Genomic DNA, 11,628 nt, shown 5'->3' on the forward strand with positions numbered 1-11,628 from the left:
CGAATGAAGTATCATCCCGCCGGGATGTTTCGCGCCTGCGTGCCCGATGGGGCGATGCCGGGCGCATCTGTATGACGCGGGGAGCGGCTTTGGACATGGAATGGCAGGCACGGTCGGATGGCACGCAACGCATGGCCTGCCGCCATGGCGGTGCGACGCGGGGGGATCTGGCGGCGGTGTCCGTGATGCTGGCGGGTGATCGCGCATGAGTGAGCCGTTATTGCGCACCCCGCGCATGATGCGCCTGCATGCGCGGGGCATTTCCTATTTCAACGCCGTGCGGGAATGCCGTTCCATCCGCGAGGCCGCGCGCCGCCTGAATGTCACCCCTTCCGCCCTGACGCGGCAGCTGGCGCAGATGGAGGCCGAGGTCGGCGCCCCCCTGTTTGACCGCCTGCCCGAAGGGATGGTCCTGACGGAGGTGGGGCGCATCATGGCGCGGCATATCGTGACCGTCATGCAGGACGCCGCCCGGACGGAGGAACAGATCAACGCGCTGTCGGGACGGCAGGACGGGCGCCTGCGCATCATGGCGGTGGAGGGGGTGACCGGCCAGCTTCTGCCGCCGCTGCTGGAACGGATCACGCGGATGTATCCCGCCGTGGACCTGAATGTGGAGATCGGATCGCCCAAGAACATCGTCTCCGCCCTGCAGGATGGCAGCGTGGACCTTGGCATCGCGTTCTCGCTGGCGCTGTATCCCGACCTGCGTCGCGTGGCGGTGGCGCATTTCCCCGTGGGGGCGGTGGTGCGGCGGGACCATCCGGTCGCCCCCCTGCGCACCGTCACGATCGAGGAATGCGTGCGCCATCGCCTGATCCTGCCCACGCGGACGCTGTCGCTGTACCGCGTGATGGAACCGATGCTGCGTCCCTGGCAGGAACACCTGCATGTCGTGCTGCATACCGGATCCATCGAACTGACGAACCGCATGGTGGCTGCCGGCAGTGGCCTTGCGTTCCAGTCGCCGCTGGCGGTGGAAATGCAGGCCGGCCATGAAAGCCTGTGCCACGTCCCCCTGCGCGATACCCGCGCGGTGACGGACCTTGGGGTCTATGTGCGGGAATCGCGCTGGCTGCCGCCGCTGCTGGAAACGGTGATCGAGGAACTGCGGCAGGAACTGCGCCGGATACAGGGCGTGGGCGACGAAAAGATACTGTAGCTCAGCGCACTGTCTTCCTGTTCTGTTTTCTGAAACAGAATGGTCAGATCATTCTACTGGACGAAACACGCGACGGCCTGATTACACTGTTTCATCAACGGTGCGGTTGGGGGGATATCGGACGCGTGGTGTCGGGGGACGCCACGCCCACTGCATCGGCAATGACGCAAATGACGGTGGGACAGGCATATGACGATGCACGGACGGGACGGCACGGATGCGCGCGGTGGCCTCGGGACCCTGGATGAGGCCGTGCGCCGTGATCTGGAGGTCATCGGCTATCCCCGGCGCGAATGGGTGCCCCCACGCTATCATGACGGCAGGCGGGTGCTTGATGTCGCGATCATCGGCGCGGGGCAGGGTGGCCTTGCCACCGCCTTCGCGCTCAGGCGCACCAGCATCGACAACGTGCAGATCTTCGACCGCGCCGCCCGTGGGGGGGAGGGACCGTGGATCACCTTTGCCCGCATGATTACCCTGCGCACGCCCAAATACGTGACGGGACCCGACCTTGGCGTGCCGAACCTGACGCCGCGCGCGTGGTTCGAGGCGCGTTACGGCGCGCAGGCGTGGGAAAAGCTCGACAAGATACCGCGTCAGGACTGGCAGGCCTATCTGGACTGGTATCGCGACATCCTCGACCTGCCGGTCGCCAATGACCACGCGCTTGAGGCGGTGGAATGGGAAGACGGCCTGCTGCGCCTGTCGTTCCGCACGTCGGGCGGGGATGTCCACACCCATTACGCGCGCAAGCTGGTGCTTGCGACCGGGATCGAGGGATGCGGCGAATGGCACGTGCCCGCCTTCATCCGCGACAGCCTGCCGCGCGAACGGTTCGCCCATACGTCCGAATCCATCGATTTCGCCGCGCTGAAGGGCAGGCGGATCGGGGTGCTGGGGGCCGGGGCATCGGCCTTTGACAACGCCGCTACCGCGCTGGAGGCCGGGGCCGGGTCGGTCACGCTGTGCCTGCGCCGGCGGGAAATCCCCTCGATCAACCCGTACCGCTGGATGGAAAACACCGGCTTCCTTGCCTATTTCCCCGCGCTGGAGGACCGGCTGCGCTGGGGCTTCATGCGGCGCATCTTCGAACTGAACCAGCCCCCGCCGCAGGATACGTTCTGGCGTTGCCGTCGCCATGCGAATTTCGCCTATCACACTGGCTGTCCGTGGGAAGGTGTACGGATGGACGGCGATGACATTGTCGTGCGCACCCCGAAGGGGGAGATGAGGTTCGATTTCGTCATCATCGGCACGGGCTTCAGTGTCGACCTGTCGCGCCGTCCCGAAACCCGTTCGTTCGCGCATTCCGTGGCGCTGTGGCGCGAACGCTATGTCCCGCCCGCGGGCGAGGAAAGCGAGGTGCTGGGCACGTATCCCTACCTTGGGGAGCGGTACCAGTTCATCGCGCGCGATCCCGCCGATCCGCTGGCGCCGATGCTTGCGAACATCCATAACTTCACCTTCGCCGCCACGCCGAGCATGGGCCTTTCCGGCGCCTCCATCAGTGGCATGCGTTTCGGCGTCGAACGGCTGGCGCAGGGGCTGGGGCGCGACCTGTATGTCGCGGACGGGCAGGAACACCTCGACAGCCTGCTTTCCTACGACACGCCCGAACTCGTCAGCCTTGACCCCCCTGTCTCCGATCCCGTCTAAAAGGAGACGGTATTTCAACGGACAGTTCCGGGAGAAGAACGGATGAGCAGCCCTTTGCATGATGAGACGGCACCCCCGCCATCACCTGTCGTGACGCCCGGTGGCGATGGCGTCTTTCCAGTGGTTCAGGTCGCGCGGTGCATCGGGCTGAGCGTCCCGCCGGCATGCATGAACGATGTGACCGCCAATGCGGCGCTCCTGCAGGGATATGCCGACCTGCTGAACGGTTTCGCCCTGCCCGATACGTGCGAACCCGCCGGGGAGTACGTCCCATGACGCAGGCGCAGGCGGGGACGACGGCGCGTGACGCGCTGGGGATCGCGGCGGACGTCCGCGCGGGCCGGCGCACCGCCGTTTCCGTCGTGACGGGCGTCATCGCCGATATCGAGGCCCGCGACACCCGTTACAACAGCGTGACGCGCATCTTCGGCCCCGCCGCAGTGGCGCGCGCCGAAACGCTGGACCAGCGGATCGCGCGCGGGGAGGACCCCGGCGTGCTGGCCGGCGTGCCGTTCGGGGTCAAGGACCTGTTCGATATCGCGGGCGAGGTCACGACGGCGGGGTCCATCGTCCTGCGCGGCAATCCGCCCGCGCAGCATGACGCCACCGTGGTTGCGCGCCTTCAGGCGCAGGGCGCGATCGCGGTCGCCAGCCTGAACATGGACGAATTCGCCTATGGCTTCTCCACCGAGAACGCGCATACCGGCGTGACGCGCAACCCGCATGACCCGGCCTGCCTTGCCGGTGGGTCATCGGGCGGTTCGGCGGCGGCGGTGGCGGCGGGGCTGATGCCGTTCGCGCTGGGATCGGACACCAACGGCTCGATCCGGCTGCCCGCGGCACTGTGCGGGGTATGGGGGCTGAAGCCGACATTCGGACGGGTGCCGCGCGACGGGGCCTATCCCTTTGCCGCCAGCCTTGATGTCGTGGGGCCGATGGCCGACAGCATCGGGGACCTGCGCGCGGTGTTCGAGGTCATGGATGGCCGTTCGCTGGGGGCGCTGCCCGATGTCGCCTCGCTGCGTGTCGCGCGTCTGGGGGGCTGGTTCGCGCGCAATATCAGCGCGGATTTCACCGCCGCCATTGACGCGGTGATGGCCCACCTGAACAGCACGAAGGTCATCGAACTGCCCGAGGCCGCGCGCGCGCGTGCCGCCTCGTTCCTGATTACCGCGTCCGAAGGCGGCAACCTGCACCTGCCGCGCCTGCGCCAGCGCGCGATGCAGTACGACCCCGCAACCCGCAGCCGCCTGATGGCCGGGGCGATGCTGCCGTCCGCGACGCTGGTGCAGGCGCAGCGCTTTCGCAACTGGTTCCGCGCGCGGATCCATGAACTGTTCAGCCACCATGACGTTCTGGTCGCGCCGGCGACCGTCGGTCCCGCGCCGCGTATCGACCAGCCCACCATCGTGGTGGAGGGACGCGAGGTTTCGGCCCGCGCCAACCTGGGCCTGTTCACGCAGCCGATCAGCCTGGCGGGCGTGCCGGTGCTCTCCACGCCGCTGGCCCATCCGTCCGGGCTGCCGCTGGGCCTGCAGCTGATCGGCGCGCCCGGGGCGGAGGCCGCGCTGTTCGCGGTGGCGGGGGAATTGCAACGCGCGGGGCTTGCCCGCTGCACGCCACTGACCACCGGGAACTGAACCTTCATGCTCAACACGCCGCGCTCCTGCCGGGGGATGGTGACATCGCCCCATCACCTCGCCAGTCAGGCGGGTCTTGATGTCCTCAAGGCCGGGGGCACGGCGATCGAGGCCGCCGTCGCCACCGCGGCGGCGCTGGCCGTGGTCTATCCCCACATGACGGGCATTGGCGGGGACGCGTTCTGGCTGACGCTGTGGCCTGACGGGCGGGCGGAAACGATCGACGCCTGCGGCGCGGCGGCGCGGCATGCGGATGTCGGTTTCTACCGCGACAGGGGCCTGTCGCGCATTCCATGGCGCGGGCCGCTGGCGGCGAATACGGTGGCGGGCACGGTTTCGGGCTGGGACATGGCCCTGTCATGGAGCCATGGCATACAGCCCGGCCTGCCGCTGGGGCGCGTGCTGCGCGATGCGATCTATTACGCCGAACAGGGCGCGCCGGTTACGGCGGGTGCCGCCGACATCACGCGGGCAAAGGCGGACGAACTGCGGAAGGTTCCGGGGTTCGCGGATCAGTTCATGCCCCATGGCCGCCTGCCACGCGCGGGCGATATCCTGCATAACCCGCGCCTTGCCCGCACGTTGCGCGCGCTGGCGGATGACGGGCTGGACAGTTTCTATCGCGGGCGGGTCGCGGCCGACCTTGCGGCCGACCTTGCCGATCTGGGCAGCCCGCTTGCGCTGGCGGACCTTCAGGCCCATCGCGCCGTGCACCAGCCCGCGCTGCATGCGCGCATCAGGGGGGCGGATCTTTACAATGTCCCGCCCCCGACGCAGGGCGTCGCCTCCCTGCTGATCCTGTCGCTGTTCGATCGCCTGCGCGCGGCGAAGGCGGACAGTTACGATTACATGCACACCCTGGTAGAGGCGACGAAGATCGCCTTTCGCTATCGCGACACGCATGTGGGCGATCCCGCACTGATGACCGTCCGGGCGCAGGATATCCTTGACGACGCGGGGGCGCTGGACCGCATGGCGGCGTCCATCGACCCGCAGCGCGCGGCGCCGTGGCCCGACCCGTCACAGCCGGGTGACACGGTGTGGCTGGGCGTCGTCGATTCCGACGGGCTGGCGGTCAGCATGATCCAGAGCCTGTATTTCGAATATGGCTCCGGCATTGTCCTGCCGCGCACCGGCGTGGTGTGGCAGAACCGGGGCACCAGCTTCGGCATGGACCCTGATGGCTGGAACGGCCTGCGTCCGGGGCGCAAGCCCTTTCATACCCTCAATCCCGCCGGGGCGCGTTTCGATGACGGCCGCGCCATGGTCTATGGCACCATGGGGGGCGAGGGACAGCCCCAGACGCAGGCGGCGGTGTTTACCCGTTACGCCTGTTACGGCGTGCCGCTGCAGCGCGCCGTCACCGCCCCGCGCTGGCTGCTAGGCCGCACGTGGGGGGAGGAAAGCGTCAGCCTGAAATACGAGGACCGCTTTGACCCCGAACTGATCGCGCGCATGTCGGCCGCCGGTCACCAGATGGAACGGGTGGAGGCATTTTCACAGGCCATGGGACATGCGGGGGCACTGGTGCGCCATGAAACGGGCCTGATCGAGGGGGCGACCGACCCCCGCAGCGACGGGGGGGTGGCGGCATGGTGAACATGCAGGAAATTTCCGCCCTGCCGCCGGGCGGGCGTCGCATTGTCGAACGCTGCGACCTGCTGGGCCGTCCCCCCTATTCCGACGAGGCGGGCAGCCTGTTCCGCCCCTATCTCGGTTCCGGCTACCGGGCGACGCTGGACCGGATCGCGGCGTGGATGTCGCTGGCGGACATGTCCGTGCATGTCGATGCGGTGGGCAACGTGGTGGGACGGTACGAAGGCAGTGTCCCCGACGCGCCCGCGCTCCTGCTTGGCTCGCACGTGGACAGCGTGCGCGATGGCGGCCGTTATGACGGGATGCTTGGCGTTATCCTGGGGATCGAGGTGGTGGCCTGCTTCGCGCGGGAGGGACGGCGCTTTCCCTTCGCGCTGGAGGTCATCGGTTTCGGGGATGAGGAGGGATCACGCTTTCCCGCCGCCATGCTGACGTCGCGCACGGTCGCGGGGACACGCGATGGCTTCGACCTGTCGATGACGGATCGTGAGGGGATTTCCCTGGCGGAGGCCCTGTCGGAATTCGGCCTCGACCTTGCCAGCATCGACGAGGCCCGGATGTCGCGCGAACGCGTGCTGGCCTATGTCGAGGCGCATATCGAGCAGGGGCCGGTGCTGGAGGCAGAAGGACACGCCGTGGGTGTCGTCAGCGCCATTGCCGCGCAGTACCGCTATCTCGTGAGGATGCACGGTGTCGCGGGCCATGCGGGCACGATTGCGATGCGCCTGCGCCATGACGCGCTGGCGGCGGCGGCGGAAGCGATCGCGATGGTGGAACGTATCGGCCGCGGCGGGCCGGATGACCTTGTCGCCACGGTGGGACGGCTGGAGGTTTCGCCGGGTGCCGCGAATGTCGTGCCCGGCGACGTGGTCTTCAGCATCGATGTCCGCGCGGGCACCAACGCGCGGCGCGATGCGGCGGCGAAGGCGATACGCCACGAACTGCGCCAGATTGCGGACCGGCGCGGGATCGGGCTGGAGGTCGAGCTGCAGCAGGACCTGTCGGCTACCCCCTGTGATGGCGTCCTGACGCAGCTGATGGAACAGGCGGTGGCGGATGTGACGGGTACCCCGGCGCGCGTGCTGGTCAGTGGCGCGGGCCATGACGCGATGGTCATGGCGCATCTGGTCCCGGTTTCGATGCTGTTCGTCCGCTGTGAAAAGGGGATCAGCCACAACCCGGCCGAGGCCGTGACGGCGGCGGATGTGGAAATCGCCCTGCGCGCCATGATGGATTTTGTCCGCCTGTTTGAAAGACGTTGTTGATGACACAGAATATTTTTGGCCAGATCGATCCTCCTTCGCGGATGCTGATGGGGCCGGGGCCGGTCAACGTGCATCCGCGCGTGCTGCGCGCCATGGCGGCCGACATGCTGGGGCAGTTCGATCCCGAAATGACCGGCTACATGAACCAGACCATGGCGCTGTACCGTCAGGTCTTCATGACCGAAAACCGCTGGACGCTGCTGATTGACGGCACGGCGCGCGCGGGGATCGAGGCGGCGCTTGTCTCCCTGCTGGAACCCGGCGCGCGGCTGCTGATCGTGCGCGCGGGGCGCTTCGGGCTGCTTCTGTCGGAAATCGCGCAGCGGATAGGCGCGGAAATCTTTACCATCGACATCCCGTGGGGCGAGGTCGCGACCCTGAAGCAGATCGAGGAGGGCATCGTCGCGCATCGCCCGCATGTGCTGGCGTGCATCCATGGCGATACCTCCACCACCATGGCGCAGCCGCTGGACGGGGTGGGGGAACTGTGTCGCCGGCATGATGTGCTGTCGTATGTCGATGCGACGGCGACGCTGGGCGGCATGCCGGTTGCGACCGACCGCTGGGGCGTGGATATCGTGACCGGCGGGCTGCAGAAATGCATGGGCGGGCCGCCCGGATCCTCGCCCATCACGATTTCGGACCGCGCCGCCGACTACATCATGTCGCGCCGCCATGTGGAGGCCGGGATCCGCAGCGCCACGACCACGGACGGAACGCGCGCGCGCATTGCCTCGAACTATTTCGACCTTGCGATGATCATGGATTACTGGTCCGAAAAGCGCCTGAACCACCATACCGAGGCGACAAGCATGCTGTATGCCGCGCGCGAGGCCGCCCGCATCATGGTGGAGGAAGGGCTGGAGGCGCGTTTCGCCCGCCATGCCGCCGCCAGCCGGGCGATGGGCGCGGGCCTGCGCGCGATGGGCCTGCGCCTGTTCGGCAGTGACGCGCACCGCATGACCAACGTGACCGGTGTCCTCATCCCCGATGGCGTTGACGGCGAACGGGTGCGTGCGCGCATGCGCGAGGATTTCGAGATCGAGATCGGATCGGCCTTTGGCCCGCTGCAGGGCAGGATCTGGCGTATCGGCGCGATGGGATACAACGCGGCGAAGCACAAGGTCCTCCTGACGCTCGGCGCGCTGGAGGCAGTCCTGCGGCAGGAGGGGCACGACCTGGTTTCGGGACGTGCGGTCGATGCCGCGCTGGCAGAATATGGTGAATGACGTGATGGAACAGCAGACCGGATATCCGCGTGACCTTGTCGGTTATGGCGCATCGCCGCCGGACGCGAAATGGCCGGGCGGGGCGCGCATCGCGGTGCAGTTCGTCATCAATTACGAGGAGGGGGCCGAAAACTCCATCCTGCATGGCGATCGCGGGTCCGAGGCATTCCTGTCGGAAATGATCGGCGCGTCCTCCATCCCCGGCGCGCGGGCGATCGCGATGGAAAGCCTGTATGAATATGGCGCGCGTGCCGGGTTCTGGCGCCTGCACCGGATTTTCACGCAGCGGCGCCAGCCCGTGACCGTGTTCGGGGTCGCGATGGCCATGGCCCGCAACCCCGATGCCGTGCGCGCGATGAAGGACGCCGGGTGGGAAATCGCCTCCCACGGGCTGCGCTGGATCGATTACCAGCACATCCCCGAGGCGGTGGAACGCGCCCATATCGAGGAATGCATCGCCCTGCATACCAAGGTGACGGGATCGCGTCCGCTGGGATGGTATCAGGGCCGCACCAGCCCCAACACCGCGCGTCTGGTCGCGCAGGAAGGCGGGTTTGTCTATGACGCCGATTCCTACGCCGACGACCTGCCGTATTACGATCGCGCGAATGGCCGCGCGCAGCTGATCGTGCCCTATACGCTGGATGTGAATGACATGCGCTTCGTCGCCCTGAACGGCTTTACCGAGGGGGAGCAGTTCTTCCACTACCTGCGCGACACGTTCGATGAGCTGTATGAGGAAGGGGCACAGACGCCGAAGATGATGTCGGTCGGGCTGCACTGCCGGGTGGCGGGGCGGCCGGGCCGCGCGCGGGCCGTGGCGCGGTTCCTTGATTACATCGCCACCAAGGATCAGGTGTGGGTCGCGACACGGCTGGATATCGCGCGGCACTGGCTGTCGGTGCATCCGGCATGACGGCGGATATCGCACGCGTCAATGCGCTGGACGAGGCGGGGTTCGTCGAACTGTTCGGGCCGATGTACGAACATTCCCCCTGGGTGGCCGAACGCGCGTTCGACCACCGTCCGTTCACGGATGCCGCGCACATGCTGCGCGTCATGGACCATGAGATGCGCCGCGCCACGGACGGGGAACAGATGGCGCTGATCCGCGCCCATCCCGAACTTGCGCGTCGCGTCGGGGTGGACCCGACGCTGACCGATGCCTCCGCCGCCGAGCAGGCCTCCGCCGGACTGGACCGCCTCACGCCGGAGGAATTCGCCCGGTTCCGTGCGCTCAATGATGCCTATGCGGCCAAATTCGGCATTCCGTTCATCATCTGCGTCCGGCTGGCGGACAAGGAACGGATCCTCGCGGAGATGGAGCGGCGGCTGGAGCATGACCCCGACACCGAAATTCAGGCAGCGCTTGACGAAATCGCCAGGATCGCGGCCCTGCGACAGGACAGCATCCTCAGACAGATGGGCGACGCGTCATGAGCACCCTTTCGACGCATGTGCTGGACCTTGTCTCCGGACTGCCTGCGGCTGGCATGGAAATTACCCTGTGGTCGGGCGATGAGCGCCTGTTCCACGGGATCACCAATGCGGATGGGCGCTGCCCCGACCTGTCGGCCGCGACGGGGGAGATGGCGGAGGGCACCTATCGGCTGGAATTTGGCGTTGCAGCCTATTTCCGGGGGCGTGGGGTGGCGCTGTCCGATCCGCCATTCCTCGATGTCGTGCCGATCGTCTTTGGCATGGCGGGGGCCACGGCAGGGGAGAAAGGGGGGCACTACCATGTGCCGCTTCTGGTCTCCCCCTACGGGTTTTCGACCTATCGCGGAAGCTGAAAGCCGGTAGGGAGTTTTTGGTGAAGCTTTTTGCAAAAAGGCGACACTCGGGAACTTTTGTTGTTTCCGCCGGACGGAAACGTAAAAAGGGCCGTGGCATCATCTGCCACGGCCCTTTTCTCATGTCCCGCGACAGCCATCGGCCGTCGCGGGAGTAATCACCGGATCAGACCAGCGCCTGCTTCAGGGCCGCCGTCAGGTCGGTCGTGGTTGCCTTGCCGCCAAGGTCGCCCGTGCGCACCGCACCGGAGGTGATGACCTTGTTGATGGCGCTGTCGATGCGATCGGCAAGATCCTTGCGGCCGACATGCTGCAGCATCATGTTCGCCGCCAGCAGCAGCGCGGTCGGGTTGGCCTTGTTCTGGCCCGCGATGTCGGGGGCGGAACCGTGGACGGCTTCGAACACGGCGGCCTTTTCGCCGATGTTCGCGCCGGGCGCTAGGCCCAGGCCACCCACCAGGCCGGCCGTCAGGTCGGACAGGATGTCACCGAACAGGTTGGTGGTCACGATGCAGTCGAACTGCCACGGATCGGTCACCAGCTGCATGGCGCAGGCATCGACGATACGCTCGTTCACTTCCACGCGGCCTTCATATTCCTTGGCGACCTTGCGGCCTTCTTCCAGGAACAGGCCGGTCAGCAGCTTCAGGATGTTGGCCTTGTGCACCAGGGTCACGCGCTTGCGGTTGTTCTTGACCGCGTATTCAAAGGCGTAACGCACGATCCGGTTGCATTCCGCGCGCGAGGTATAGCCCGCGCTGGTGGCGATGGCATGCGGGTCGTCGCCAACCGGGATGTAGTTTTCCAGGGCGGCGTAATAGCCTTCGAGGTTTTCGCGGAAGATGACGAGGTTGATGTTGTCGAAGCGGCCACCTGGCACGATCGTTTTCGTGGGACGGACATTCGCGAACAGACCGAACTCCTGGCGCAGTGTCACGTTGATGGACTTGAAGCCGCCACCGACGGGGGTGGTCAGCGGACCCTTCAGCGCGAGGCCGGTGCGACGGATGCTTTCGATCGTTTCCTTGGGAAGCGGGCTGCCGGTGGCATCAAGGGCCGCGACGCCACCCAGTGCCTTTTCCCACTTGAACGGTGCGCCGACGGCGTCGAGGATTTCGATGACGGAGTCAACAATTTCAGGGCCGATCCCGTCGCCGGGGATCAGGGTGGCGGGAATTGTTTTTTCTGCGGACATTTTGAACGTCTCCCTATCGTGCTTGCGCCTGCCCGGGGGGCAGGTTGCGCACCGGCTTGGCTGTTTCCGCTGATGCTTCGGATCCAGTTGCG

The 11,628-nt window shown here is 66.8% G+C and carries 11 protein-coding genes; 10 read left to right on the forward strand and 1 reads right to left on the reverse strand.

Features of this window, described 5'->3' with window-relative positions:
* Positions 1–205 precede the first annotated feature (205 nt).
* The 10 genes from CFR71_RS03710 (at position 206) to uraH (ending at position 10,341) form a co-directional block, all read left to right on the forward strand.
* Positions 206–1,162, forward strand: a complete 957-nt coding sequence (locus CFR71_RS03710) for a LysR family transcriptional regulator (protein ID WP_110527141.1) — start codon at positions 206–208, stop codon at positions 1,160–1,162.
* Positions 1,163–1,351: 189 nt separating this feature from the next.
* Complete coding sequence (locus CFR71_RS03715) at positions 1,352–2,818, forward strand: NAD(P)-binding domain-containing protein (RefSeq protein WP_207781320.1); 1,467 nt, start codon at positions 1,352–1,354, stop codon at positions 2,816–2,818.
* A gap of 42 nt (positions 2,819–2,860) precedes the next feature.
* Positions 2,861–3,094: a DUF4089 domain-containing protein gene (locus CFR71_RS03720; protein WP_110527144.1), complete on the forward strand. Its 234-nt coding sequence runs from the start codon at positions 2,861–2,863 to the stop codon at positions 3,092–3,094.
* Positions 3,091–4,458, forward strand: coding sequence for an AtzE family amidohydrolase (locus CFR71_RS03725; protein WP_110527148.1), 1,368 nt, complete (start codon positions 3,091–3,093; stop codon positions 4,456–4,458). Before CFR71_RS03720 ends, CFR71_RS03725 begins: the two co-directional genes overlap by 4 nt.
* A 6-nt stretch (positions 4,459–4,464) precedes the next feature.
* Positions 4,465–6,057, forward strand: coding sequence for a gamma-glutamyltransferase family protein (locus CFR71_RS03730; RefSeq protein WP_110527151.1), 1,593 nt, complete (start codon positions 4,465–4,467; stop codon positions 6,055–6,057).
* Positions 6,058–6,059: 2 nt separating this feature from the next.
* Complete coding sequence (locus tag CFR71_RS03735; RefSeq protein WP_110527154.1) at positions 6,060–7,319, forward strand: allantoate amidohydrolase; 1,260 nt, start codon at positions 6,060–6,062, stop codon at positions 7,317–7,319.
* Positions 7,319–8,548: a pyridoxal-phosphate-dependent aminotransferase family protein gene (locus CFR71_RS03740; RefSeq protein ID WP_110527157.1), complete on the forward strand. Its 1,230-nt coding sequence runs from the start codon at positions 7,319–7,321 to the stop codon at positions 8,546–8,548. Before CFR71_RS03735 ends, CFR71_RS03740 begins: the two co-directional genes overlap by 1 nt.
* Before the next feature lie 4 nt (positions 8,549–8,552).
* Complete coding sequence (gene puuE, locus CFR71_RS03745; RefSeq protein WP_110527581.1) at positions 8,553–9,464, forward strand: allantoinase PuuE; 912 nt, start codon at positions 8,553–8,555, stop codon at positions 9,462–9,464.
* Entirely contained in the window at positions 9,461–9,988 is a 528-nt protein-coding gene (uraD, locus tag CFR71_RS03750) for a 2-oxo-4-hydroxy-4-carboxy-5-ureidoimidazoline decarboxylase (RefSeq protein WP_110527160.1), read from the forward strand. Before puuE ends, uraD begins: the two co-directional genes overlap by 4 nt.
* Positions 9,985–10,341: a hydroxyisourate hydrolase gene (gene uraH / locus CFR71_RS03755; protein WP_110527163.1), complete on the forward strand. Its 357-nt coding sequence runs from the start codon at positions 9,985–9,987 to the stop codon at positions 10,339–10,341. Before uraD ends, uraH begins: the two co-directional genes overlap by 4 nt.
* Before the next feature lie 166 nt (positions 10,342–10,507).
* Here uraH and CFR71_RS03760 read toward each other — a convergent pair whose 3' ends face one another.
* A complete protein-coding gene (locus tag CFR71_RS03760; RefSeq protein ID WP_110527166.1) occupies positions 10,508–11,536 on the reverse strand; it encodes an isocitrate/isopropylmalate dehydrogenase family protein in 1,029 nt (342 codons plus the stop codon).
* Positions 11,537–11,628 lie beyond the last annotated feature (92 nt).

The sequence above is a fragment of the Novacetimonas pomaceti genome, from assembly GCF_003207955.1.
GTDB classification, from domain to species: Bacteria; Pseudomonadota; Alphaproteobacteria; order Acetobacterales; family Acetobacteraceae; genus Novacetimonas; species Novacetimonas pomaceti.